We start from the raw sequence: 23,440 nt of genomic DNA on the forward strand, positions 1-23,440 counted from the left end.
AAAGTAAATGTCCAGCAAGATCAAGACCTACAACCCGAAGGAAGTTATCGTCACCTGTGGTACGCACATTGTCACCGGCTATGCAGATGACAGCTTCATCAGCATTGAGCCGAACGGCGACGGTATTACCAAAAAGACCGGCTGTGACGGCGAAATTGCCCGTTCAATTTCGCCGGACAACACCTACAAGGTCAAGCTCACCCTGTTGCAGACCAGCGACAGCAACTCGTACTTCTCCGGCATGGTCGATCTCGACCGCGACACCGGCAACGGTCTGTTCCCGATTCTGATTAAGGACCTGAAGGGCGGTCTGGTGTTCAGCACGGAAGCTGCATGGTGCGTGAAGAAAGCACCCGTCACTCGCGGCAAAGAGACCAACAACCGTGAGTGGGAGCTTGACACCGGCGATGCCACCATGAACGAGTAAGGAGGACGCCGATGAATAACCTGAAGCAGCTCGAAACCCGCGAAGTAACCGTGGGTGAAAACATCTTCTACATCCGTCCGCTTCCGGCGTTCAAAGCGGCGAATATGACCGGCGAACTGGCAGCGCTCGTTCTTCCGCTCGTATCTGGCCTTGCACCGATGCTGTCTGCCGTGGATACGGAAAAGGAGGGTAACGGTCTGCTCGACATCAAGGTAGAAGATGCAGCTCCCGCGATTGCGGGGGCTTTCTCTTCGCTCGATGGCGATAAGGTCGAGAAAATCCTGAAGCACCTGCTGATCGCGGGCAGCAACATCTCGGTGGAGCAGCCGGGCGAAAAGGTGCGCCTGCTTACGGAAGACCTTGCCAACGAGGTGTTCTGCACCGATGTGCAGGATATGTTCATTCTGGCGTTTGAGGTCATCCGCACCAACTACAACGGTTTTTTCAAGAAGCTCGGCGACCGATTTGGCAAAGTCGCCGAGTGGGCGGAGAGGACGATGGCTCAGGCCCGGAGCGCTACGGCGACCTCGACCTCAGCGGTTTCACAGAGCTTGAGCTGAGAATGTATATCCTCATCAAGGCCCGGCTGGCATCCATGTGGGAGCTGAAGAACTGCTATACACTGGACGAAGCTCTGAAGCTCTATGCACTGTACCGCATGGAGCAGGACGTGGAAGCCGGCCGAGTAGAGGATATGGCTAAGGAGGTGAGCTGACCGGTATGACCATACGCGACATCGGTATCCTGTTTGGCTACAAAGTCGATCAGGCCTCCGAGCAGAAGGTAGAGGGCAGCATCAAGTCGCTGAAGTCGATGGCCTCCAAAGTTCTCGGCGCGGTCGGTATTACGCTGTCCGTCGCGGGCATCAAGAGCGCCATTGATGGCTGCGTTGAGGTGGCATCCTCCATTGAAGAGATGCAGAACAAGTTCGATGTTGTCTTCGGCGATATGCGGAATGAAGTCGATAAATGGGCGCAGGAATACTCCGATGCCATTGGCCGCAACAAAAACGACATCAAGACCTACCTTGCCGATCAGCAGAACTTGCTGGTCGGCTTTGGCATGACCCGCCAAGCTGGCGCTGAAATGGCCGAGCAGATGACCTCGCTGGCCCTCGACCTTGCCTCGTTTGGTAACATGGACGAAACAGCGTCCGTAAACGCCATGACGAAGGCTGTCATGGGTGAGTCTGAAGCCGCCAAGACGCTGGGTGCGGTCCTGAACGACAGCACCAGAGCGCAGGCGATGGCTACGCTGGGCCTGAAGGGAACCTACGATAAGCTAGACCAGCTCACGAAGATGCAGGTCAACTATCAGGCTATTCTCCAGCAAAGCCCGGATGCCATTGGCGACTGCCAGCGCAGCCTCGACAGCTACGAAAGCACCAAAAAGCGGTACATCGCCAAGCTGAAGGAAATCAAAACGATAGTCGGCCAGTTCTTCCTGCCGACCTACCAGAAGATTCTGGGCATTGGAGCAAAGGGTCTGACGATGATTCGTGACTGGCTCCAGAAGCTCACCGACCTTACGGATAAGCTGGGCGGCTCACAGCGTGTGCTGTCTGTTCTGGCTGCGGCGTTCACGGCCATGCTCGTGGCGATGAACCTCAAGAAAATCGGAGCGGCCATAACCGGCTTTACGAAGCTGGCACGGGCAATAGGGCTGGGCCACGGAAAGGCGCTGGCCTTTTTTGCGGTCTTCCTGTTGCTGGCCCTCGTGATTGAGGACTTCATCTCGTTCATGCGGGGCGACAAAAGCCTGCTCGGAACCATGCTCGAACGAGCTGGCGTAGACTGCGAAAAGCTGCGCCAGAACATCGTCGGAGTATGGACGAAGATCAAGCAGGCCATCGGCTACATCGGCGAAGGCATCCGTAATGTGGTTGTTCCCATATTTGAGGGCATCCGAACTGCGGCGGTGGTGGCGTTTGAGGAGATACAGCAAGCCGTAGCCAAGGTAGCCCCCGGTATCGCTCAGTTCTTCAAGGAATTGTCGAGCGGGAAGGTTGATAAGAAAAAATGGACAGACATCGGTGAATCCATCGGCAGAATTGCCGTGGGCGTGGTGGCTGTCATAGCCGCTGTCAAGGGCATCTCGGCTATCTTTGGCGTGATCACAACCGTTATTTCTGTTGTGAAAGCGGTCATTTCCGTTATTAAGCTGGCCTTTGTTGTTGTAAAGAGCATCATCACCGTTATCAAGGTGGTCGGTGCGGTAATCTCTGTTCTTGCCAGCGCCTTCGGCCCGGTCATTCTGGCAATCGCCGCTGCAATCGCAATCGGCGTTTTGCTGTGGAAGAACTGGGACAAGATTCGTGAGGCAGCAGGCAATCTGCTGGAAGGCATCAAGGCTACGATTGGCAACGTCCGCGATGCCATTGTGACGGGCATCCAAGCGGCCATCGACTGGATAACATCTCTCCCGGCTGAAGCCCTGAAGTGGGGCTCCGACATCATCGACGGCATCGTATCAGGCATCCAGTCTGCGGTAGGTCGTGTAGGCGAGGCTGTAAAAGGCGTAGCCGATAAGATCAAGTCGTTCCTCGGCTTCTCGGAGCCGGAGGATGGCCCCCTGAGCGACTTCCACACCTATATGCCGGACATGATCGACCTGATGGCATCGGGCATCACTTCCGGCAAGAAGAAGGTGAAGGATGCACTGGAAGGCATGACCGGCGAAATGTCGGTCATCGCCAAGGCCAATGTGGTTTCCAAAGCTACCGGGCGGGGCGCAACCGGCAGAACGACCGGTGGACGCACTGTGACCCAGAACGTAAACATCAACAACCAGTTCAACGGCGACCGCGCCGGGCAGCAAAAGAGTTCTGAGGCTATGGATAAGGCCGCAGGCGATGCTACCGGCGAGATGGCCCGTGCGCTGGCATTTGCAAAGTAGGTGAGAGTACATGGCAAGAGCAAAACAGCCCGTCAGCGTCGATGACATCGAGTTTGATGCCCTGATCGACTCCGAAGAAGGCTATGAAGCGGATGTGCCTGAGTACCCGACCGAAAAGGGCTTCAGTGTAAGCGACACCATCGTGCTGAAAGCCGACACCCTGAACATGACGCTCTATGTGACCGATACGCCGGTGACATGGCGGAAACGTACAGGCTCCGGCCCCGGAAAAACGGAGGGCGTTGTTCGTCGGCTGAAGGACCTGTATTTCGCCAAGAAGATTCTCGAAGTCACGACCACTGACTGCGTGTATTCCAACATGGTGATTACAAGCATGAACATCAAGAAGTCTGTGGAGGTCGGCTACGCCCGTGAGATTCCGATAGCCTTCAAGAAGATCGAGGTGACGGAAACAGCCACCGCAGAAATCCCGGCCAGCTACGGCAAGTCTGGCAAAACAGCAAAAGCCGCTGGAAAAGCAAGCGCCACCGCCGCAAGTACGGCAGGAAGCAGCTCGTCCGGCGGCTCCTCTGCATCAGGTTCTTCGTCCAGCTCTAGCAGAGGTTCCGTTCTCTATAACGCTGCCAGCAGTTTCGGCTTGCTGGGATAAGGAGGGCGTTCGTGGACTACTTCGTCATCGAAGTCCCGGACATGAACGACAGCGTTGTCAAAGTTTCCCTCCAAAACAGGCTGTATCAACTGCGATTCACATGGAATGACACCGGCGGCTACTGGATGCTCGGAGTGATGGATTCACTCGGAACGCCACTGCTGCTCGGTGTAAAGATGGTCCCGCAGTTTCCGCTCAACCTGCTGTTCGGCCGGGATGATATGCCCAGCGGCATCTTCGCTGTCCTGACCGAAAAGGAGAGCGTCGGTCGGCAGGATTTTGCCGATGGGACGGCTCGTTTTGTGTTTGTCCCGGCATGATGCTGGAACAAATCATCCAGTAAAATCAATTCTCATTTTGAACAAATCTTCGATGGCGGGTTTGACAATCCGTTCTCAGAAAGTTCCAGACAAATTTCCATATACTTTTACTGGTAAAGTCCGGGTTTAATCAGAGGATTTTCAGAGGTTTTGGGATGAATGTCGCTCAAAATGGCCGATTTTACACAGAATCCGTTGGATTGTCCGCCGGACAGTCCTCGGACTGACCAAAACGGGAAACTTTTGCAAAACGCTCATATCATTGGTCACTTTCATTGCATTACCAGAACGGTAAGTTAGAATGAAGATGTGAACCGGGCAAACAAAAAAGAACCAGCGGTAAGCCGTCAGAAAGCACCGCTGGTTCCAATCTCTTGCCCGGAACGATATGAAGAAGTCCCGTTGCCGTAATTATATCATACCAGCGGGCTTCTTTCAACATCAAAAGGAGTGAGCTGATATGAGTGGCAACGATCTTGAACGCGAAGTTATCCGCATGGGTGATGTCGGTGTCGCAATCGACATGGTGGACAATAACCTTGCGGAGGGCAAGCTGGAGCAGGCGGAACGCGCCGTCGTAATTCTCCGGGAAATTTTTGCAGCCCGTAATGATGGGCTGCGGAACTGCTTCTACGGAGGTGAGTGGAATGCGTGACAACTGCGTGATTTTCACCACGCCGGAACGGCAGGAATTGCGGGTCGTCTTCGACCCGGACGGAACCCCGTTCTTCTGCGGGCCGGACCTCGCGGCAATCGCGGGCTATGAACAGCCGAGAAAAGCCGTCACCGGCGGCAATCAGGGCGTGAACCGTATTGAATCTGTTTTGAGGAAAGTTCCTTGGGACAATGGTATGCGGCGTGGTCGCTGCGATTTTACCTGCTTTTCTGCGGAAAACGCCGTGAAGCTCCTGTGCCGCAGACCTGCGCCCTATGCAGCGATTCGCTGGCTGGAGGATGAAGTGATACCGAAAACGCAGGAAATGGGAGAGGAAGTCGCCAGAACGTATCCGGCATGGAATAAAAAGCCGGCACAGCAAGAACCGACGGAACTTTCCCAAAGTCTCAAGCCGGAACCTGAAGCCTTTAAGCGGGAACCGATGCAAGCAGGTGGAGGGGCGCTCATTGAGCGTCTGGACAATATCATTTTGGAATGCGTTTTGCTGAAGAAGGAACTCAGCAAGGCAAAGTAAGAGGAAACCTTCAGGGCTGCGGAAACGCGGCCTTTTTTGTTGCCATCGAAAGGGGAGAATGCCGTGAAGAATTTCGACAGACAGTACCGGCTGGCGGCGGGCAAGGCAGGCTCGACCGGGTTTGAAATTGGCAGCGGCAAGCGACCGCTGCACGTTTCATTTTCGGTAGAAAAGGCCGACACCAATAGCCAGAATACAGCCAAAGTGACTATCTGGAATCTGAGCGACGAACACCTTGCAGAGCTGAGTAAAAACGACTGCGTGGTCGTACTCCATGCGGGGTACGGCGACACCCGTCCGCTCATCTTCACCGGCGTGGTCACATTTGCCACGACAAAGGCTGACGGAGCAGACAGGTCAACGGAGATCGAGCTGGTGGATAACCGCATCGAAGTCCGCGACACCTACGTTTCCGTCAGTTATTCCGGGGCTGTGAACTGCAAAACCCTGATTCAGGACACCGCAGATCAGATGGGCGTGACGGTATCTTTCTCCTACAACGCAGAGTTCAAGGACATCCCCAATGGATACAGCTACGTTGGCCCAGCCAGAAATGTGCTGACGAAAGCCTGTGAAACCAGCGGGCTGGTCTGGAGCATCAACAACGGCGTCTTGCAGGTCAAAAAGCCGGGAGATACGATGAGCCGCGAGGTGTATGAGCTTTCGGCAGAAACGGGCCTGCTGGGCCTCCCAGAGCGTGTCCAAATCTCCAATGAGGACAAGGGATACAGCTACGGCTGGGACGTGGAGTACCTGATGAACGCCGCAATCGGGCTGGACGATTATGTGTACCTGAACAGCAAAGTAGTCAAGGGTTATTTTCGGGTCTACTCGGTGCGGATTGAGGGCGACAACATGGAAGGTTCGTGGAGCTGCACAGCCCGCCTGCTGGAGGTGAAGCAAGAATGATGCAGGAGTTTGTTGACCAAATCAATAAAAGCGCCCGCAGCGCGACGGAGGATATGCACACGGCCCTGCCGGGCGAGATAAAAAGCTACGACCCGGACAAGGGTGTCGCCACAGTGTTACCGAAGGCAAAGTTCACAAAGCCTGATGGCAGTACGATGGACTTCCCGGAAATCTCAGGAGTCCCGGTCATGTTCCCGCAGAGCAAAAACGTCACCATTGCATGGCCCATCAAGAAAGGCGATGGATGCCTGCTGGTTTTCAGTGAGCAGGCGCTCGATTACTGGATGTACGGCAAGGAAACTGACACCAAACTGAAGTTCGACTTGACCAATGCCATTGCCATTCCGAATCTCACATCTGGTGGCAACAGCGCCATGAAGCTCGCCTGCGATGAGGATGCTGTGGCGATTGCAGCGGGCGACACCACCGTCAAGATTACGCCCAGCACTGTGCAGGCCGAAGTTGGCGGAACCGTTCTGACGGTATCGCCTGATGGCGTTACCATTGAAGGCAAACTCACGGTCAAGGGCGGCATTGTTGCCCGGGATGATGTTAAAGCGTCCAACGGCAGCATCAGCCTTGCAAACCACACCCACAAGGGAGACAGCGGCGGCATGACGGGCAAGCCGCAGTAAAGGAGGTAAAAGCGTGATAGACCTGAAGCTCGATGCCACCGGGGACTTAGAACTCTCGGCGGCAGGCGACATTTCAGCTACGGACAGCATCGTACAGGCTGTCCGTATTCGTTTGCTCTGGTTCTTTGGAGAGTGGCGGCTGATGCCTTCGCTCGGCTTTCCGTACTTTGAGAACCTGCTGGTCAAAAATCCGAATGAGTCCAAACTCCGGCATCTTATCCGGGAAACCGTGATGTCTGTCGATGGAGTGACGGATGTATCGGAAATCCTGTTCAACATCGACAAGAAAAGCCGTAGGGCATCCGTGGAGATCACGTTCAACACGGATGAGGACAGTTTTAGAGAGGAGGTCAAAATCCCGTGGCAAAATATGGCCTGACCCCGCAGGGGCCAAATCCGAAACGCCTTGATGTCATCCTTGAGGATATGCACAGCAAGATGACAGAACGCCTCGGCGTAAACACCCGGCAGAAGCCGCAGTCTTTGCTGAATCACACTCTGACCAACGTCGCAGATGAGATTGCAGAGCTGTGGGAATTTGGAGTAGATGTGTACCACTCGCAGTACACATCCAGCGCCACCGGCGTAAGTCTGGACTATGCCGCACAGTTTGGCGGCTCCACCCGTGAAATGGCAGCGAAGTCCTATTACAGCATCCTCTGCACCGGTCTGGATGGAACAACCATTCCGGCAGGAACGGTGATTGCATCCGACACAAACCCGGCAACCAGCCTGACAGCTACCGCAGATGCAACCATCACGAGGTCGGCTTTCAACAAGGCCACCGTCATCCTTGCATCACCGGCGGCTACAACGGCCCTTGGGGTGGCTCTTAACGGAAACCTATACACCATCACCCCTGACCCCAAACAAAGCACCAGCGAAGCCCTAGAGGCTCTGGGAACAGCCATCACGGATAAGGACTTCCATGTGACGGTCATCAACGACACCATCGTGATCGAGGCGGTCGATGAAACCAGCTCCAATACGCTGGTCCTGTCAGAAAACCTGACCACTGCTTCTGTGGGCAGCATCGTCACATTTGAGACTGCCGAGCCGGGCGACATCTTCATTCCGAACGGCGTAATCACGAAGATCACGAAAGCTGTTCCGGGCATGGAGTCCGTGGTCAACGTGGGAAGCTATGTTGCCGGTCAGCTCGCAGAGAGTGACGTGGAGTTCAGAAAGTCCTACACGAACAAAATCTACAACCGCTCGTCTGCCATGCTGGAAAGCATCAAGAGCGCCATCCTGAAGAATGTGCAGGGTGTGGTGAGCGTAGCTCCCTATGAAAACTGCACAAATGAAGTCGATTCTGCCGGCCGGTGGCCGCACAGCATCGAAGTTGTGGTCGAGGGCGGCGACGCAACAGAAATTGCCCAGCAAATCCTGAACACAAAGGCAGGCGGCATCAATACTTTCGGCAGCGTAGAAACCACCCTGCACGGCGTTTACGGCGAAGACATCGTGGTGCGCTTCAACCGGCCGACGTACGTCAAGGTCTGGTTCAAGGTTGGCGTCACTCTGAGTCCGAACACAAATCCGCCTACCAACTATGTCGAGCTTGTCAAAGAGCAGATTTTGGAGAAAATGAGCGTACTGGGGGCGGGCGAGAACGTCATCCCGCAGAAGTTCAACCTTCAGGTGTCTGGCATCGACTACATCGACGTATGGTTGTTTGCAACACCGAATGACGGCGATATGCCCACTGGCTACACCCAGCGCAGCGTGTCCATCTCGGCACGGGAGCGGGCCGTTACGGACGAAAACAGGATTGAGGTGGTCATGGATGGCTGATTACGTCCAGAAGCTCCGGGATGATCTTGTGGAGCAGTTCAAGGGCAAGCCGGTCATTGACGCGCTCATGGAGGCCGTTGGTGATGAGCTGAACGAGGTTCGACAGTTCTACGAAGACCTGCGCGACAAGCGGAATATCCAGACCGCAGTTGGGAAGCAGCTTGATGGCATCGGCGACAATGCGGTCCTGACCCGCCTTGAAGCCGGTGCTTTGGCCTGCGCCAAAGAATCTGTGTATGTACTGGATGATGATGCCTACCGGACGTACCTGATATACAAAATCTGGAAGAACACCAACAACTGCACCTACTATGACATCATCCGGGCGTTCAAAATGTTCTGGGACAAGCCCCTGCATTACCGCGAGGACCCGGCCATCCCGGCCACCATGATTTTTGAAACCGATGCCCTGACACCGGAAGCTGACGTTTCAAAACTGCTGAACGCTCCGTTCATCAAGGCGGCGGGTGTGGCAATTCTGGTGGTGGCGAACACCGAGACTCCTGAAATGGTCGCAGATGTGCCGGTCGAGGGCATTCTTGGCCGGGGCTATACGACAACGACCCTGCCGGAGATTGAAACCGGCGAAGCATTCATCGACACTGTGCTGCCGGTCCCGGCTGCACAGAACATCACGCAGACAAAACTGCCTGAACTTGAGGAGGATGAGTTATGAGCTACTATGGCTTTGTTGTTACTGACAGCGGCCGAGAGCTGATTGCCAAGCTGGTTGCCGGGCAGCAGCTCCCGATTTCCAAGATTATGGTGGGCAGCGGCACTATCCCGGATGATGTGAAGCCGGCCGCGATGACCGCGCTGGTCGAGCCGGTGGCCGCTGGCACATCGACCGCCCCGGTCTATGATGGGGCCAGCGTCCGTATGATCGTGGAGTACCGCTCCGACCTGAACGGCGGTCTTGACCACGGATTTTGGCTCCGAGAGTTCGGCGTGTTCGCCTTTGACCCGGACAAGGGCGAAGTCCTCATCTACTACGGCACGCTGGGTGACTACCCACAGTACGTCAGCGCTGCATCCAACACCGGCGTAGATGTCCGCCGCTTCCCGGTGTGCATCGTCATCGGCGAGGGGCTGGGAGTCACCGTAGACTACAAATGCGAGGCGTGGATGACGGCGGAAGATGTGGAACAGTATTGCTCGGTCACGATGCTCCCGGCATTCCTGAAGGAAGCGCAGAAGCTCGTAGATGCCCACAACGACGATGAGGAGGCCCACCACTCCATCCAGAACAGCATCTCCGACGTGTCCGCCCGGCTGGCTCTGCTGGAGCTGATGTTCAACACTTCCGTCACCGGAAATCCGTTCACGGTCACATTTGAGACGCTGGACGGCACGGTGGTAGAGGGCGTCTGGAACACCACGGCAAAGAGGATCGAGTTCTGATGGAGCACATTGAATTTTCATGTCCGCCCGGTGAGCTGTCCTGCATCATCGGGAATTTGTTCGTCAGCCTTGAACCTCCCTGCAAATATGTGCGAAGTACGCACCTGATGCTCTGCGGCATCACTCACAGCGGAAACAGCGGTCGCCTGACTGTTTTGGGCGACCGCTGCTCTTTCTATGGGCTTTCCAGCGATTTGAAGGCTGCGAGGAATGGCCCCTGCCTCGAAAGAAGGTGTGACCGTGGCTGACAAAGAATATCTCCTCGGAAACAAGGCACGGGAGCTGCTGAAATACACGAACCAAGCGACGAAAACGGTGGCCGAGGATATTTCACGCAAAGACGTTCGGCAGATTTTCCAGAAGATAGCCGCGCTTGACGACATCCGGGACGTCCAGAAGGTCTGCTCTGAGTCCATCGCATATCTCGACCGAACGCACCGGGAGGGCTTCACAAAGGCACTCTACCGCTGCTACGGCGAAGATATGCGTCTGATTGCCAAGAGCATCGTTCGGGATATTCACGCAGCCAACGGAAAGATGTTCCAGACCGAGTATGAGGAACGTCTGCGGCTGCTTGGCGTAGTCCTCGACGAATGCTCTTTGCTGAATGAGTATATCCAGCTCGTTCTGAACGACGGAGTTGTTTCCATAAGCAAAAGTGCCGTCTGGACCCGGAAGGTTCAGGACGTAAAGAATATGGTTCTGTCGTGGAAGCAGAAGGACACCGCCCGCGCTGAAAAGCTCCGGGAGCAGGCCCGTCAGGCAGAACTCAAGCAGCAGGCGGCGATGGTAAAGGCTATCGTCCGCGAACTCCTGAAAGAACAGGAAAAATCAAGGTATCCTGCGGGTTCCCCGCTTGATATAGGGTGCGACTCGAATCGGCCACCAACTGGTGGCTCCGCTCTCCGAACTGCAACAACAACTCCAACAACGCCCTGTACGTCAACTCCAATGGCGACTGGAACAACAACAACTGCTCCAACTCGAACGGCATCCGCCCCGCTCTGATGGAAAAGCGAGATGAGTAACCCGGCAACGGGCGAAAACAGTGCACCCATCATCAAAGGGAGTCGCATCCTGTCGGAAGCCTTTATGGCGGACGATAAACACATCATACCGAGGCAGGCCGTCCTCTGCGGGCGCAGCCTGCTGCCGCGAGGAAGCGGACCGGTATTAGACGAACACCCGGCTGGGAGCTTCCTCTACCACCTCAGCCGGGGGAAGAAAACAAGTGTGAAGACACATGACATATCAGGAAATGTGCGAGTTCCAGACCCTCTATGAGGCATATCTGGAAGCGCGAAAGGGTAAGAGGAGCAAGCCGGGAACGGCTCAATATGAGGCCAACGCTCTGATCTGCACCGATAAGCTATCATACGTTCTGAACCAAAAGACCTACAAGCCCAGCGGCTTCGAGGTCTTTTATGTTTATGAGCCGAAGAAACGGCTTGTGCAGGCTCCCGCTTTTGTGGACAAGGTAGTCCTCCATGCACTAACGGACAATGTTTTGTACGACACGATCTGCACCAGCTTCATCCGTGACAACCACGCTTCGCAGCGCGGAAAGGGGACACTGGATGCCATCGTGCGCCTGAAGGACCACATGGTCGATTACTACCGCAAGAACGGCAGCGCGGACGGATGGGTGCTGAAGTGCGATGTTCACCATTTCTTCGCCTCCATCGACCATGACATCCTGAAAGCAAAACTGCGGGCCTTGATGCAGAAGCGCGGCGTAGATATGGCGTTCTATGACCTCATGTGCATCTACATTGACAAGACCGACGGCCTGCCCCTTGGGTATCAGACCAGCCAACTGCTCGCCCTGATGTTCCTTGACGAGTTCGACCATTACATCAAGGAAGACCGGGGATGCCGCTATTACGGACGATACATGGACGATTTCTACGTCATCGCCCGGACAAAGCGGGAACTTCAGTTTCTTTTGAAGGACATTGAGCGTTGGATGAGCGACCTCCACCTCGAACTCAATTCTAAGACAGCAATTTTCCCCTTGAAAAACGGGCTGGATTTTCTGGGCTTCCATAGCTACCTGACGGAAAGCGGAGCCTGCGTCCAGAAGCTCCGCCGCTCGGAGATTCAGCGCATCCAGACCCGCGTCAAATACTGGGAAAAAGCCTACCCGGCAGGGGAAGTGACCAGAGAAGCTGTTATCACCAGCTTCGTAGCGTGGGATGCCTTTGCATCCTACGGTGACACCTACGCATTACGGCTGAAATACGCCAAGAAGGTCTCGGTAATCATCGGTGTGGACGTAAAGCCTCGGAGGAAAATCAACTCCACGAGGAGCGTCCGCGCCTTGCGCCGGGTAAAGCAGGAACAGAACATCCGCCGGAAAAGAGGTGACATTACGCCCCGCAAAGACCTGTTCCAGCCCGAACCGCGTCCCGACAGCATTCCGCCGTGGATGTAATACACAACAGGAGGTTCTTTTTTATGGCTTATGTGACCTTGAGTTCCAAAGCAATCGGCAGCACCATCAAGCTGAAAGTAAATGGTTCTGCCAAAGATTTCATCGTCGTTCATCAGGGCAAGCCGTCCAGCGTCTATGACGATAGCTGCAACGGTACTTGGCTGCTGATGAAAGACATCTACGAAAGCCGCCAGTGGCATAGCTCGAACACTAACGACTATGCAAACAGCACTATCCATTCGTACCTCAATAGCACCTTCCTTGCGATGTTCGACTCGAACATTCAAAAGGCAATCAAGCGGGTAAAACTCCCGTACCGCAAAGGCAGCGGCACGTCCACGACCGTTACCAGCGGCTCGAACGGCCTGTCTGCGAAGATTTTCCTGCTCAGTGCGACCGAAACGAGTTTCAGCTTCTCCTATATGCCGAGCGGTGAAGGCGCGGAGCTGGCCTATTTCAAGGGCTGCGCGGACAATAGCTCGGATTCTAAGCGTGTCGCATATCTCAACGGCTCGGCCGCCTACTGGTGGCTCCGCTCTCCGGTCTGCGACTACTACTCCAGCCGCGCCCTGTGCGTCGGCTCCAATGGCGACTGGAACTTCAGCAACTGCTCCAACTCGAGCGGCATCCGCCCCGCTTTGATTTTGCCCTCTACTCTCTTGGTGTCTGACGATGGCACGGTCTCGACTAATACCGCGCCCTCGACTCCGGGGAGCATTTCCGTCCCTTCGTCCATCATGGGCGGCACGAACATTTCGATCTCGTGGGCAAAAAGCTCTGATGCTGAGAGCAATCTCGCCGGCTACAAGGTAGAGCGTTCGACCAACGGCGGCAGCTCGTGGAGTCAGATTTATCAGGGTACGGCCACCAGCACCACGAACAACGTCGCCTTCGGCACCACGTCCGTGATGTACCGCGTCAAGGCATACGACACCGAGGGTCTGGAGTCTGGCTGGCGCACCAGTTCGCAGGTAACGGTGGTCAACAACAACGCCCCGTCTGCGCCGCCGTCCATCGCGGTGCCGAATGATGTCAAGGGCGGCAGCACGCTGGTAATCTCGTGGACTGCGGCCAGTGACAGCGATGGCAACCTGAGCGGCTACATTCTGGAGTGCAGCACCGATGGTGGCTCCTCCTACACGCAGGTGTACAAGGGCAATGCGCTGACCTACACCGACACCATCACCAAGGGCTGGTCCACCGTGATGTACCGTGTCAAGGCGTACGACAGCTATAATGCTCAGTCCGGCTACACTACGTCCACCAAGCGCACGGTCGATAACAACACTACGCCGACCATCACGACCTCCAGCGCAGCCAACCTCGGCACCAAGTCCAGCGGCTTCACCATCTCGTACTCCGTGGATGATAAGGACGCAGGGGACACCCTGACCGTCACCGAAAAGCTGGACGGCACGACCAAGCGCACCTACACCGCGACCCGCAAGACCACCAACAGCTTCGCCGTCACCGGTGAATATTTCCAGAAAATTACGAACGGCAGTCATACCATGACCGTTACCGTGACCGATGGCAAGGCCACCGTCACCAAGACGTTCACCTTTACGAAGGCTGTCACCGCCGCCAGCATCACGCTGGCGAAGCCGATGGAGGCGGATGCCCAGATCACGCTCTGCGCCATCACCGTCGGCGGTCTGATTCCAGCCGACGCTGTGTTCAAGGTGGAGGTCACGAACAACGGCAAGGACAGTTCGCCGGTATGGGAGGACGCCACCACCGAGGCCCGGAATGGCCGGAACCATTTGTTCACGAACCAGACTGCGGCCAACGGCTTTGCATTCAATTTCCGCGTCACCGCAGAGCGCGGCGCAAGCGGCGAGAGCGGTTATATCGCTTCGATTCAGGGAGGTTTCCAGTAATGGGTTTGAACAGAGTAAGAGTCGATTCTGTAGCCAAGTTGCAGAAGAAGAAAACGATGGCGGAATTGCAGGAGGAGAATGAAGCCTTGAAAACCAAGGTTTCTTCTCTGGAAACCAACCTCGATAATACCCAGATGGCGCTGTGCGACGTGTACGAACAGCTCATCGCGGTCACATCCGCCGCAGATAAGGAGGCATAATCATGGCAGAAGTCTATGCAAACCTCATCCGCCGGGGGCGGAAAACCATCGAGCAGGTGCCTGAGCACCTGCGGGAAGAAGTCAAGGCCATTCTCGCGGCGGACGGCAACGCATGAGCCGCCTGCGGGAATTTGCCTTAAAAATATTACTGAGAAAGGAGAAAGGCATCATGGCGGTCATCTATGCAACCCTCATTGTGAAGGGCAAGAAGACCCTCGATCAGGTTCCGGCGCTGATTCGGAAGCAGGTTGAGGAAATCCTGAAGGACCTCGAAGTCGAGGTCGAGTGATCGCGCAGGGGAGTCGGGAAAACCGGCTCCCCTCATTTTTTGTATGACGAAGGAGAGGAGGTTCAGATGGACCAGCCTATTACGCGAGCCGAGCATGAGGAGTTCAAGCGTCGGCTCGAAGAGGAAAATGCCCGTCAGGACAGACGAATCGCCTTGCTGGAGGAAAGCGTAAGCAAAATGGGCGCACTGTCCACTTCGGTCGAGAAGCTGGCCCTGAGTATGGAGAGCATGGTAAAGGAGCAGGAAAAACAGGGCAGGCGGCTGGAAACACTGGAAGACCATGATGGCGAAATGTGGCGCAAAGCTGTTGGGTATGTCGTGAGCGCTGTCATTGGCGCTTTTGTCGGCTTCTTGTTTACCCAAATCGGCTTTTAGGAGGTGTGTAAGTTGAGCATCATTACGTTCCAGCGCGGGGATAAGACCGCGCTCACCAAGAACTTTACCAAGTCCGAGTTCGAGTGTCCCTGCGGCTGCGGACAGCAGTCGGTTGACACGGAGCTGGCCAAAAAGCTCCAGCTCATCCGGGACAAGGTAGACCGCCCGCTGAAGATCACGTCCGGCTACCGCTGCATCACGCACAACGCCAGCAAGGCCGTGGGCGGAAGCCCGAACTCCAAGCACCGCTACGGCATGGCGGCGGACTGGAGGACGGAGAATCGGAGTATCAACCCTGTGGCACTGGGCATCCTTGCTCAGGCCGTGGGGTTCGGCGGCATCGGTATCTACTGGCACAGCCGTGGAGCCTTTGTCCACGCCGACACCCGTGGCACGAAAGCGACGTGGCTCTGCACCACGCCGGGAAAGTACCCCAGCACGACCTACAACAAGTTCGTGCTTCCCACCATCCGTCGGGGCTGCACCGGGCCTGCAAACCGCAGTGCCACCATTATGCTTCAGAAGCTCCTGAAGCTGAAGGCTGATGGCCTGTTCGGCGAGGCCACCGAGAACGCCCTGATGAGGGCGCAGGAGGCGCATGGCCTGACAGTGGACGGAATATGCGGCCCTGCATCGTGGAAGGCGCTGTCTGGCGCTGATAAGTACCTGTGAGAGGAGATATGCTCTATGACGAATAGCAAAGTGTCCATCGCTACGCTGGCCCGCACGGCCGCTCTGGCGTTCGCTCTGGCGAATCAGGTTTCGAGCGCCGCCGGGAAGCCCCTGCTGCCCATCGAAAGTTCGGAGGTCGAGCAGTTTGTGACCACTGGACTGACCATTGCCACCAGCGTCGCTGCGTGGTGGAAGAACAACAGCTTTACCGCCGCCGCCATCGAAGGCGACAAGCGGATGAACAGCCTGAAGAATCAGGTTCACTGAATGAAAGGAGTAACCGAGTATGAATGAGTTTACGAGAAGCCTGCTGTACATCGCCCTGCTGGTCTGCGTCCCCATCGTGACCGCCTGCATCAAGAAAGGCATTGCAGTTGCCGTTGATGCAATCAACGCCCAGACTCAGAACATCAAGGTACAGCGGCTCGTCCGGGAAATCGGCGATGCCGTTGCCAATGCCGTGGCCGCGATGAACCAGACCTACGTCAACGACCTCAAAGCCGCCGGGACGTTCAATGAGGCGGAGCAGAAGGAAGCCCTGATGCGGGCCGTGTCCGCCGCTCTGAAAAGCATGAGCCGTGACGCGCAGGACTACATCAAGAGCACCTTCGGCGATACGACCCAGTACCTCGAAAATCGTATTGAGGCCCAGATCGACGCCAACCACGTCGCCGCCAAGCAGGCCGCTGCCCAGAATACGCTGAATCTGGGCTGAGTCAGCGTAAAGTCAGCGTAAAATGATAATCCCCCTGTACCATGACCCGTAAAAAGGCTGGTGCAGGGGGATTTTTTTGTTTGCACGGAAATTCCGATGGAACAACGTCGCCAGAAAAATCAATTCTCAAAATAGCCAAATTTTGTTATGCACTTTTGACAAATCCTTCCCAGAGGGTTCCAGACATTTCCCAATACACTTTTACCCGTAACCAAAATGCAAATCCAGAGGTTTTCCAGAGGCTACCAGCGGCTTGGCATCAAATAGCCAGTGGATATAAAAAATATTTTGAAAAAATTAAAAAACAGATTGACTTACCAGTTGGGTAAGTTATAATGATACTAAGATAAATTACCAAAAAGGTAAGTTATCTACAATTACCAGCATCCGGCTGGTAAGTTGGAAGCACGAGCAGGAGGTGTAACAAAATGAAAGGCGAGTGCAGCATGACCGCTTTGGAAGCCAGCCGCTTGATCGACTGGCTGAAAGCTCACGGTCACACGGACGAGGAAGCGACGCAGTGCATTAAGTGCATTGCCGGAGTCCTCGACCCGCAGACCGAGGAGCCTAAGAAACAGTAAAGGCTAGGTCCCCCCACAAAGTTTGACAGCCACGTGGGAACCTAGCCGGTCGGAACGGGATGGGACCTGCCCCATCTCGTTTCGATTTTATCAGTATAGCAGGGGAAAGTCAAGAGGTTCATAGCTATGTTTGATTTGCGTGAGCATAAGGATTTGATTCGCAGGTTGGTTTCTGAGGCCAACCAGAACGACCCCAACTGGGAGTGGTCGGTCAGACGCCTCAGCAAGAACGTGGCCTGCATCTTCTGGGGTTACCTCGAATACTGCGATGAAGCGGAGTTGTCGTTTTCAATCAAGCTCGGCGAAGCCGATGGCAGATGCTGGGTTGAGGCTCGTAACCAGCACGGTTGGATACTTGAAAGTGAGATTGTAGCTGACAAGAACCTTCCATTCCTGAACTGCCCGATTGACAAGGCCATCGAGAAGATGGTTCGCTGCATCGTCAACACCGCTCATGCCTGCTACTGAGAGCATTGCCCGCTGGTATGCAGCGGACATCGGTTTTGCGGTAGTCGGCGAGCTGACCCGCAAGCCAGAGTGGGACGGCATAGCCAACAGCTCGGAAATTGGGCTGTCTGGCTATTGCCGGGTCTGGGTGGATGAGGGCGGCAACGCCTACTACGTTCATGGTAAGGAATGCGCCATCATAGACCCGGAAGGCATGGTCTATTGACCGCCGGTAAACTCCCAGATGTACTCCATAAATTTTTTCGGTAAATCTTTGCTTTTCGTTTGACACCAGAGGTGGGTAAGTTAGAATGAAGATACAGAAAAACATACCAAAACGGTAAGATTATGGAGGAACAGACGATGATGAAACTCGAAGCTATGAAGTCTTACATCCGTGAGAACAACCTCACCCACTTGGTCAAGGAACTTGTTACTGGAGCCGACATGGATGTCGCATCCGCTGTTGAGTACGTTTATGATATGAAGACGCTCAGCAAGGCTCAGTTCGCAAGCAAGTACTTCGGCTGATTCGAGAATGGAGGCGTGGAATATGAAGAACGAGTACATCGTAGCGATTGACTACAGCGCAAACTACAAGCCGATGACCATTGATTACAAGATGCTGAAGGCGGAGAACCTGCTGGATGCCATGAACGAGGCCGAGCAGTACATGGACAAAGAAACGGTCTACCTTCTCAAGATCATGAAGCGCAGCGGGGCAGCTCACAAAGTCAAGGGCGTGGATGCACGAGAAGCCACCTACACCGACGTTCTCACCAACCGGGGCAATGGCTGGCACAGCACCGATGTAGCTCACTGCGAGCAGCCTTGGATGAGCCAGATGTGGATGTACAGCAACGGTTTTGTTGACCTCTACTACTGCGAGGAAGTCCGACCCGCCTGTACGACATCCTGATGAAGTGAGGAGGTGTAAACGATGCGTTACCAGATTGTTTACTGCAAGCGGGGCTGGCCGCTCACCACATGGGCCGACAACGCGGACAGGGCACGGAAACTGGCCGAACAGCTCCGCAGCACTGGTTATTCCGTCGATGTGTGGCAACACACCAAAGACGGAGCACAAAAAACCGACATTTAACCCGCCTGATGATGGCCGCTGGCACCGGCCGAAACGCCCTGCTGGGCGTCGCGGGAGCCACCCGCAGATACATGATATTTTGGAGGTTTTAGCTATGGAAAACAAGAACATGACCGCTGCTCGTGAGTGGGAGAACGACCCGAACTGCTTCCTGCGGATGCTGAACAGCCCCGCACAGCAGCGGAGCCGCGCAGCACGCCGCCAGAAGGATGCCTACCGGGAGCGTTTCAACAACGTGCTGAACGCCGTTGCCATCGGCGCAGCAGCCTTTGCCGTCACCCTGCTCGTTATCTGCTTCGTTCTCTGATGGAGGAGAACGGCGATGAATCCGATGTATGATTGCTCCGGTCGGCTTGACCGGTTCGGCGGTATGACGGAGCCGCCTGATGACCGGGGTTTTGAAGAAGAACCTGAATGGCAGCGGCCCGAAGAAGCCAATGCCGTTTGCTGGAGTGACTGATGGAGGTGAGTGATATGGGACGTGGCAATGTTTATGTGACCGGCTCGTATGAGGGTCTGTTCTACATCGACAACGATGATCTGCAGGTCTGGCGTAAGGACGGCCCTGACGGAAAGGAGCCTGAAATTCGGATGATGGCAGACATCAGCCTTGATGAACTTGTTGCCGATGACTGGTACGTTGATGAAATCGAGAGCAGCTACAAGGAGGAAGACGTTCTCAGATGCTTCTGCGCCGAACTGCGGAAGCTCTGCCCCAGCTTCCAGTCTGCGGCCAACTCGAACGTCTGGCTCGGCAATGAGCGCCGGGTCATCCTCGAAAATGAGCTGTTTTACATCTGTGTGGAGGACAACGAGTGGTCGCTGGCCGTCGAGCTTATTCAGAAAGACGGCTACTCCGACTGTCAGAGCGCATGGCTGGCCGGTCTTCAGAAGCGGCGCTACCGGGGATACCTTGATGACATGAAAAAGGCTCTGCTGGCCCGCCTGCCCAGCATTGGCGTTCGCACCGGGCCGTGGACTCACGGAACTATCACCAGAGAGGAGGCTGGCGTATGCTGAGTGACATGATTGATGATCTCGTCCGGGCCGACTGCCCGCAGGAAAAGGAAGCAGCTTACCGGCAGCTCGAAAAGCTCGGCGTTGACCGCATTACCGCTGATGTCATCGCCGATGAGCGCCGAAAGGAGGCGCACCTGTGAGCCGCTATATTCCCCCTGAAGAGATGAGCGAGGCCCAGATCAGGGAGCAGTTGGACGCTGAGTATAAGCACTGGGATGACCTGAAGAAGAACGGCTGTTCTGACCCTGCATGGCCGGATGGCGTGAATCTGAACCTTGTTCGGAACCACATCATCTACTGGTATCGGCTCCTGCGGGAACGTACCAGCCAGACCGTACAGCTCTCGATGTTCGACGCTGGTATGGATTTGAGGAACGAGCGGCCTTTGCCGCCGGAAGTCCCGGACAAGTACATGGTTCTGACCGGGAAGTACCCCGACCGTCTGAACGGCAAGTGGGATGGCCTGATTTTTGACCCGACAATTTGATGAAAGGATGAAGAAAGATGACCGATGAAAAGAAGTTTGAGGTTCATGCAGAGATTACGGCTCGGCTGACCCAGCAGGATATTGATGACATCATGGTTTCTGCGCTGGAGGGCGGCATCAACTACTGGTGCAGGCGCGTTGTTGTGCAGGGCAAGTATCTTGGGGAGTACGCAAGCGACCAGATTTCTCGCGGTGGGCAGCTTGCCGTTTGGCTCGAAGAACCGTTTGAGGATGACAAGACCTGTTATATGCTCAATCTCGACAAGTTCCTCGCTGGATTTAAGCAGTGGCTCGAAAATTGCTACGCCAACTGCGATGTTGTGGACAGCACAGATGGCTCCGTTGACTGCGGCCAGATTGATGCCACCTGTGCGGACGAGATTGTCCAGCACGCACTGTTTGGCGATTTGGTATTCGGCTGAGGGGAGGCAAAATGATGATGGCATGGTTGATTGTGGTAGATCAGTGGCTCGAAACGGCCACGGACATCCTCTGCGCCGCCTTTTGGGCAATCGTCGGGGCGATGGCCGTTGTGGGCTTGGCAAGGCTCTTTCTGGGGAGGCGCTGATTATGGATATTGAATACCTGAAGCGTTGCTCACAACTCTGCACAGAATGCTGCTCCGAAACCTGCGTGTTCAACCCGCAGGGCATCTGCATGGCCCCGTTCCTGACTGGGAAGAAGCCGGGCATCCATGATGATGGCTGCACCGATTACTGCCCGAAGCCGCTGGATGGCTGTGAGCTGGTTCGCTCCTGCTCCGAGCATGAGCTTCGGAGCTATGAGGAGGACGTGCGGGAATATATCTCACAGTTCACCGATGAGGAGCTTATGGAAGCCTATGAGCTTGACCGCACGACGCTCAATTCGCTCGCCCCACGCGCGGCGGTCTTGATGCGGAAGTACATTGATAATGACGATAGCTGGACGTACCACCGCGATTATGCAATCTCGGAGGTCGTCAGCGAGTATAAGGAGGACAAAGACAATGGCTGAGAAAATGATGCCCTATGCGCTGCGAATGACGCTGGCAGTGCTTGCAAATAAGCCCGATGATGCCCGCAGCATTTCTGCCGAGTGCGTCACCACGATGACCAAAGAGCTGATGGGCGTTGTAAGCCGGTATGACCTGATGGACTTCCCGTTCATGGTTGCTGCCCTGCGGCTCACCGCAACCTCGCTGGAATCCCTGCTGGACGAGCATGGCAAGGGGATTGCCGATAACATCGTCGCCAACACCACCTGCATCACCATTGATGCTTCCGAGCTGAAGCGTCAGGCAAAAGAGGAGGAGGAGTAAGGATATGGAAATCAAGCGTGGCGACATTTGGTATGTGAGCAAGGACAACTACACCGGCTGTGAGCAGGCGGCAGGCCGCCCGGCAATCATCGTCTCTAACGAGAAGAACAACGCCTGTGCAGAGGTGGTAGAGGTCGTATACCTGACCACCCAACCGAAGAAAGACCTGCCGACGCACGTTCTCATCCGCAGTTCGGAACGTGAAAGCACTGCCCTCTGTGAGCAGATTACGACCGTATCGGTTGACCGCCTGCTGGGCTACAAGGGCCACCTGACCCCGGCAGAGATGACCAACGTGGAGGTTGCAATGCTGATCTCGCTGGAGCTGGAAGTTGGAAAGCCCGTAGAGAAAATCGTGGAGGTCACGAAAGAAGTTCCGGTCATCCGGGATGTCAAGGTGTCTACGCCGGCGTCAAATCCGAACATGGCTGCGGAGCTGGCCGCAGCGAAAGCCAAGTGTGAAATGCTCCAGATCATGTACGAGAGCCTGCTGAATCGGGTTCTGGCTGGAAAGGCAGGCTGATGATATGCGAGCATCTGACATGGTACGCGCAGCCCTTGCTGGAGCAGGGAAGACCCAGAAAGAGCTGGCCGAACACATGGGCTGGACCCCGCAGAACCTCAGCGGGCGGCTGAAGAACAACTCGCTCACCTTCGATGAGCTGTCAAAGGCTCTGCACTTTGCCGGGTACGAGGTTTCGATGAGCGATGCCAGCGGCGCTGGTCTCCCGGAACTGGGCAACAGCACCAGCCCCGCCGTAGCGCAGACCGTAGACGGCGTTCGATATGACACCCGGAAGGCAGAATCGCTCTGCTCGAACAAGGCCGTGATGTTCGAGGACTTCTATGTGGAGCTGTTCGAGGATGCCACTGGGAACTACTTCACCGTCCTCTACCAGCTTTCTGGATGCCAGCATCATACCATCACCCCGGTCAGCCCCTACATCGCCAAGCAGTTCTGGGAAAGGTTCAGCCGTAAAGTAGGTTAAGCCTCCATAAAGTATCTTCGGAATACCGTAAAATTTTTTGTGAAAACTTCAGCATACGTTTGACTTACCAGACCGGTAAGTTAGAATGAAGATACGGAAAACAACTTACCAAAACACGGAGGATTTAGAAATGCTGAAGGTGAAAGAATACAGCAGCTTCGAGGCTTTCGAGCAGGACGAACACCGGCAGGACGTTGATCTGGTCGCCATCGTGAACAAGCCGAACGGCATGGTTTGCGCCGACCTCATCACCGACTGCAAGATGTGGCAGACCGCAGTCAACCGCTTCTTCAAGGCGCTGGCCGGGGATGAACGCTTTGATGGCTGGCAGGAAACCATCACGGAGTGCATCAAGGAAGGCTTCTGGCAGGACAAGGCGCTGACCGATGGCAAGTACACCGGCGGCTACTTCTGGGAGGTTGAAGACCTCGATGGCCGGTTCTACATCTGCCTGAATGTCGTCAGAAAGGAGGTTGCCTGATATGACGGTTCTGGACCACATGAAAGCCGCCGGGTATGACCCGAACGCGGCACACAATGCGGATGATCTGCGGCGTATGGAGGCTGGTACGATGGAATGCGAGAGCATCCAGCTCCGTACGTTCCGCTGCCGCCCCTACCAGTACGAGGGCGAGATGTTGGCCGTAGAGGCCACCGCGATTGTTCCCTTTACGGATGGTACGCAGCGACCCTACCCGGACGGATGGCCGAGCAGCATCAAGGCAAGCGCAATGGCTTTTTTCAGGATTAAGGAGGATGAGTGAT

The 23,440-nt window shown here is 55.4% G+C and carries 43 protein-coding genes; all 43 read left to right on the forward strand.

The features are described 5' to 3' along the window. The first annotated feature begins 7 nt into the window (after nt 1–7). The 43 genes from ACKXF9_RS10355 (at nt 8) to ACKXF9_RS10565 (ending at nt 23,439) form a co-directional block, all read left to right on the forward strand. A complete protein-coding gene (locus tag ACKXF9_RS10355) occupies nt 8–427 on the forward strand; it encodes a phage structural protein (RefSeq protein WP_097780281.1) in 420 nt (139 codons plus the stop codon). Nucleotides 428–438: 11 nt separating this feature from the next. Continuing rightward, nucleotides 439–987 carry a phage tail assembly chaperone gene (locus ACKXF9_RS10360; protein ID WP_118527162.1) on the forward strand — a complete coding sequence of 183 codons (549 nt, stop codon included), beginning with the start codon at nt 439–441 and terminating at the stop codon, nt 985–987. Between the two features lie 2 nt (nt 988–989). Further along, the gene (locus ACKXF9_RS10365; RefSeq protein WP_154276181.1) at nt 990–1,142 is read left to right on the forward strand and encodes a hypothetical protein; all 153 of its coding nucleotides are present in this window, start codon (nt 990–992) and stop codon (nt 1,140–1,142) included. A gap of 5 nt (nt 1,143–1,147) precedes the next feature. Next, nucleotides 1,148–3,322, forward strand: a complete 2,175-nt coding sequence (locus ACKXF9_RS10370) for a phage tail protein (RefSeq protein ID WP_223454237.1) — start codon at nt 1,148–1,150, stop codon at nt 3,320–3,322. Nucleotides 3,323–3,332: 10 nt separating this feature from the next. Next, nucleotides 3,333–3,932 carry a phage baseplate protein gene (locus ACKXF9_RS10375; RefSeq protein WP_418266118.1) on the forward strand — a complete coding sequence of 200 codons (600 nt, stop codon included), beginning with the start codon at nt 3,333–3,335 and terminating at the stop codon, nt 3,930–3,932. 11 nt (nt 3,933–3,943) lie between these two features. Continuing rightward, nucleotides 3,944–4,252 (forward strand): phage baseplate plug family protein, encoded by a 309-nt coding sequence (locus ACKXF9_RS10380; RefSeq protein ID WP_418266119.1) that lies wholly within the window; start codon nt 3,944–3,946, stop codon nt 4,250–4,252. 460 nt (nt 4,253–4,712) lie between these two features. Beyond that, nucleotides 4,713–4,907 (forward strand): hypothetical protein, encoded by a 195-nt coding sequence (locus ACKXF9_RS10385; protein ID WP_097780286.1) that lies wholly within the window; start codon nt 4,713–4,715, stop codon nt 4,905–4,907. Next, a complete protein-coding gene (locus ACKXF9_RS10390; RefSeq protein WP_418266120.1) occupies nt 4,900–5,442 on the forward strand; it encodes a hypothetical protein in 543 nt (180 codons plus the stop codon). The genes ACKXF9_RS10385 and ACKXF9_RS10390 overlap by 8 nt, the downstream gene beginning before the upstream one ends. A 63-nt stretch (nt 5,443–5,505) precedes the next feature. Then, the gene (locus ACKXF9_RS10395) at nt 5,506–6,351 is read left to right on the forward strand and encodes a phage protein (protein WP_418266121.1); all 846 of its coding nucleotides are present in this window, start codon (nt 5,506–5,508) and stop codon (nt 6,349–6,351) included. After that, nucleotides 6,348–6,986 carry a Gp138 family membrane-puncturing spike protein gene (locus tag ACKXF9_RS10400; RefSeq protein ID WP_418266122.1) on the forward strand — a complete coding sequence of 213 codons (639 nt, stop codon included), beginning with the start codon at nt 6,348–6,350 and terminating at the stop codon, nt 6,984–6,986. Before ACKXF9_RS10395 ends, ACKXF9_RS10400 begins: the two co-directional genes overlap by 4 nt. A gap of 13 nt (nt 6,987–6,999) precedes the next feature. Next, a complete protein-coding gene (locus tag ACKXF9_RS10405) occupies nt 7,000–7,365 on the forward strand; it encodes a hypothetical protein (protein ID WP_154276176.1) in 366 nt (121 codons plus the stop codon). Then, nucleotides 7,347–8,783: a hypothetical protein gene (locus tag ACKXF9_RS10410; RefSeq protein WP_418266123.1), complete on the forward strand. Its 1,437-nt coding sequence runs from the start codon at nt 7,347–7,349 to the stop codon at nt 8,781–8,783. The genes ACKXF9_RS10405 and ACKXF9_RS10410 overlap by 19 nt, the downstream gene beginning before the upstream one ends. Then, nucleotides 8,776–9,459: a hypothetical protein gene (locus tag ACKXF9_RS10415; RefSeq protein WP_418266124.1), complete on the forward strand. Its 684-nt coding sequence runs from the start codon at nt 8,776–8,778 to the stop codon at nt 9,457–9,459. The genes ACKXF9_RS10410 and ACKXF9_RS10415 overlap by 8 nt, the downstream gene beginning before the upstream one ends. Then, entirely contained in the window at nt 9,456–10,184 is a 729-nt protein-coding gene (locus tag ACKXF9_RS10420) for a hypothetical protein (protein WP_097780293.1), read from the forward strand. Before ACKXF9_RS10415 ends, ACKXF9_RS10420 begins: the two co-directional genes overlap by 4 nt. Nucleotides 10,185–11,050: 866 nt before the next feature. Beyond that, on the forward strand, nt 11,051–11,212 hold the full coding sequence (locus ACKXF9_RS10425) for a DUF6273 domain-containing protein (RefSeq protein ID WP_418266125.1): 162 nt from the start codon (nt 11,051–11,053) through the stop codon (nt 11,210–11,212). A 215-nt stretch (nt 11,213–11,427) separates the two neighbouring features. Next, nucleotides 11,428–12,618, forward strand: coding sequence for a reverse transcriptase/maturase family protein (locus tag ACKXF9_RS10430; RefSeq protein WP_418266126.1), 1,191 nt, complete (start codon nt 11,428–11,430; stop codon nt 12,616–12,618). 23 nt (nt 12,619–12,641) lie between these two features. Then, nucleotides 12,642–14,498, forward strand: a complete 1,857-nt coding sequence (locus tag ACKXF9_RS10435; RefSeq protein WP_418266127.1) for a DUF6273 domain-containing protein — start codon at nt 12,642–12,644, stop codon at nt 14,496–14,498. Between the two features lie 202 nt (nt 14,499–14,700). Next, nucleotides 14,701–14,814: a CD1375 family protein gene (locus tag ACKXF9_RS10440; protein ID WP_118527137.1), complete on the forward strand. Its 114-nt coding sequence runs from the start codon at nt 14,701–14,703 to the stop codon at nt 14,812–14,814. 53 nt (nt 14,815–14,867) lie between these two features. Beyond that, entirely contained in the window at nt 14,868–14,987 is a 120-nt protein-coding gene (locus ACKXF9_RS10445) for a CD1375 family protein (protein WP_343251956.1), read from the forward strand. Nucleotides 14,988–15,053: 66 nt separating this feature from the next. After that, nucleotides 15,054–15,362 (forward strand): hypothetical protein, encoded by a 309-nt coding sequence (locus tag ACKXF9_RS10450; protein ID WP_097780298.1) that lies wholly within the window; start codon nt 15,054–15,056, stop codon nt 15,360–15,362. Nucleotides 15,363–15,374: 12 nt separating this feature from the next. After that, nucleotides 15,375–16,034, forward strand: coding sequence for a D-Ala-D-Ala carboxypeptidase family metallohydrolase (locus tag ACKXF9_RS10455; protein ID WP_418266128.1), 660 nt, complete (start codon nt 15,375–15,377; stop codon nt 16,032–16,034). 15 nt (nt 16,035–16,049) lie between these two features. Next, a complete protein-coding gene (locus ACKXF9_RS10460) occupies nt 16,050–16,301 on the forward strand; it encodes a phage holin (RefSeq protein ID WP_097780300.1) in 252 nt (83 codons plus the stop codon). Nucleotides 16,302–16,320: 19 nt separating this feature from the next. After that, entirely contained in the window at nt 16,321–16,749 is a 429-nt protein-coding gene (locus tag ACKXF9_RS10465; RefSeq protein ID WP_418266129.1) for a hypothetical protein, read from the forward strand. Between the two features lie 41 nt (nt 16,750–16,790). Beyond that, nucleotides 16,791–17,078 (forward strand): hypothetical protein, encoded by a 288-nt coding sequence (locus tag ACKXF9_RS10470; protein ID WP_418266130.1) that lies wholly within the window; start codon nt 16,791–16,793, stop codon nt 17,076–17,078. A gap of 99 nt (nt 17,079–17,177) precedes the next feature. Further along, nucleotides 17,178–17,330: a hypothetical protein gene (locus tag ACKXF9_RS10475; RefSeq protein WP_158576294.1), complete on the forward strand. Its 153-nt coding sequence runs from the start codon at nt 17,178–17,180 to the stop codon at nt 17,328–17,330. Nucleotides 17,331–17,456: 126 nt separating this feature from the next. Then, nucleotides 17,457–17,798, forward strand: a complete 342-nt coding sequence (locus ACKXF9_RS10480; protein ID WP_418266131.1) for a hypothetical protein — start codon at nt 17,457–17,459, stop codon at nt 17,796–17,798. Further along, nucleotides 17,785–18,003: a hypothetical protein gene (locus ACKXF9_RS10485; RefSeq protein ID WP_418266132.1), complete on the forward strand. Its 219-nt coding sequence runs from the start codon at nt 17,785–17,787 to the stop codon at nt 18,001–18,003. Before ACKXF9_RS10480 ends, ACKXF9_RS10485 begins: the two co-directional genes overlap by 14 nt. 155 nt (nt 18,004–18,158) lie before the next feature. Further along, nucleotides 18,159–18,308, forward strand: coding sequence for a hypothetical protein (locus tag ACKXF9_RS10490; RefSeq protein ID WP_418266133.1), 150 nt, complete (start codon nt 18,159–18,161; stop codon nt 18,306–18,308). Between the two features lie 22 nt (nt 18,309–18,330). Further along, nucleotides 18,331–18,696, forward strand: coding sequence for a hypothetical protein (locus ACKXF9_RS10495; protein WP_223454275.1), 366 nt, complete (start codon nt 18,331–18,333; stop codon nt 18,694–18,696). Nucleotides 18,697–18,717: 21 nt separating this feature from the next. Beyond that, complete coding sequence (locus ACKXF9_RS10500) at nt 18,718–18,879, forward strand: hypothetical protein (protein WP_179859795.1); 162 nt, start codon at nt 18,718–18,720, stop codon at nt 18,877–18,879. Between the two features lie 94 nt (nt 18,880–18,973). Further along, nucleotides 18,974–19,186: a hypothetical protein gene (locus tag ACKXF9_RS10505; RefSeq protein ID WP_097780305.1), complete on the forward strand. Its 213-nt coding sequence runs from the start codon at nt 18,974–18,976 to the stop codon at nt 19,184–19,186. Nucleotides 19,187–19,201: 15 nt separating this feature from the next. Continuing rightward, the gene (locus ACKXF9_RS10510) at nt 19,202–19,339 is read left to right on the forward strand and encodes a hypothetical protein (protein ID WP_418266134.1); all 138 of its coding nucleotides are present in this window, start codon (nt 19,202–19,204) and stop codon (nt 19,337–19,339) included. A gap of 14 nt (nt 19,340–19,353) precedes the next feature. Then, entirely contained in the window at nt 19,354–19,899 is a 546-nt protein-coding gene (locus tag ACKXF9_RS10515; RefSeq protein WP_418266135.1) for a hypothetical protein, read from the forward strand. After that, nucleotides 19,893–20,039 carry a hypothetical protein gene (locus ACKXF9_RS10520; RefSeq protein WP_154276154.1) on the forward strand — a complete coding sequence of 49 codons (147 nt, stop codon included), beginning with the start codon at nt 19,893–19,895 and terminating at the stop codon, nt 20,037–20,039. Before ACKXF9_RS10515 ends, ACKXF9_RS10520 begins: the two co-directional genes overlap by 7 nt. Continuing rightward, nucleotides 20,036–20,386, forward strand: a complete 351-nt coding sequence (locus tag ACKXF9_RS10525; RefSeq protein WP_418266136.1) for a hypothetical protein — start codon at nt 20,036–20,038, stop codon at nt 20,384–20,386. The genes ACKXF9_RS10520 and ACKXF9_RS10525 overlap by 4 nt, the downstream gene beginning before the upstream one ends. Nucleotides 20,387–20,403: 17 nt before the next feature. Further along, a complete protein-coding gene (locus ACKXF9_RS10530; protein WP_418266137.1) occupies nt 20,404–20,808 on the forward strand; it encodes a hypothetical protein in 405 nt (134 codons plus the stop codon). 11 nt (nt 20,809–20,819) lie between these two features. Continuing rightward, nucleotides 20,820–20,954, forward strand: a complete 135-nt coding sequence (locus ACKXF9_RS10535; RefSeq protein ID WP_278251687.1) for a hypothetical protein — start codon at nt 20,820–20,822, stop codon at nt 20,952–20,954. Between the two features lie 2 nt (nt 20,955–20,956). Next, on the forward strand, nt 20,957–21,382 hold the full coding sequence (locus ACKXF9_RS10540; RefSeq protein ID WP_418266138.1) for a hypothetical protein: 426 nt from the start codon (nt 20,957–20,959) through the stop codon (nt 21,380–21,382). Further along, a complete protein-coding gene (locus tag ACKXF9_RS10545) occupies nt 21,375–21,686 on the forward strand; it encodes a hypothetical protein (RefSeq protein WP_418266139.1) in 312 nt (103 codons plus the stop codon). The genes ACKXF9_RS10540 and ACKXF9_RS10545 overlap by 8 nt, the downstream gene beginning before the upstream one ends. 4 nt (nt 21,687–21,690) lie before the next feature. Next, nucleotides 21,691–22,209 carry a type II toxin-antitoxin system PemK/MazF family toxin gene (locus tag ACKXF9_RS10550; RefSeq protein ID WP_207698127.1) on the forward strand — a complete coding sequence of 173 codons (519 nt, stop codon included), beginning with the start codon at nt 21,691–21,693 and terminating at the stop codon, nt 22,207–22,209. Nucleotides 22,210–22,213: 4 nt separating this feature from the next. Continuing rightward, entirely contained in the window at nt 22,214–22,675 is a 462-nt protein-coding gene (locus ACKXF9_RS10555; protein ID WP_418266140.1) for a helix-turn-helix domain-containing protein, read from the forward strand. Nucleotides 22,676–22,805: 130 nt separating this feature from the next. Then, entirely contained in the window at nt 22,806–23,156 is a 351-nt protein-coding gene (locus ACKXF9_RS10560) for a hypothetical protein (RefSeq protein WP_097780315.1), read from the forward strand. 1 nt (nt 23,157) lies between these two features. Continuing rightward, nucleotides 23,158–23,439: a hypothetical protein gene (locus ACKXF9_RS10565; protein ID WP_418266141.1), complete on the forward strand. Its 282-nt coding sequence runs from the start codon at nt 23,158–23,160 to the stop codon at nt 23,437–23,439. Nucleotide 23,440: the final 1 nt, after the last annotated feature.

The sequence above is a fragment of the Faecalibacterium sp. 9 genome, from assembly GCF_048320955.1.
Classification (GTDB): domain Bacteria; phylum Bacillota; class Clostridia; order Oscillospirales; family Ruminococcaceae; genus Faecalibacterium; species Faecalibacterium wellingii.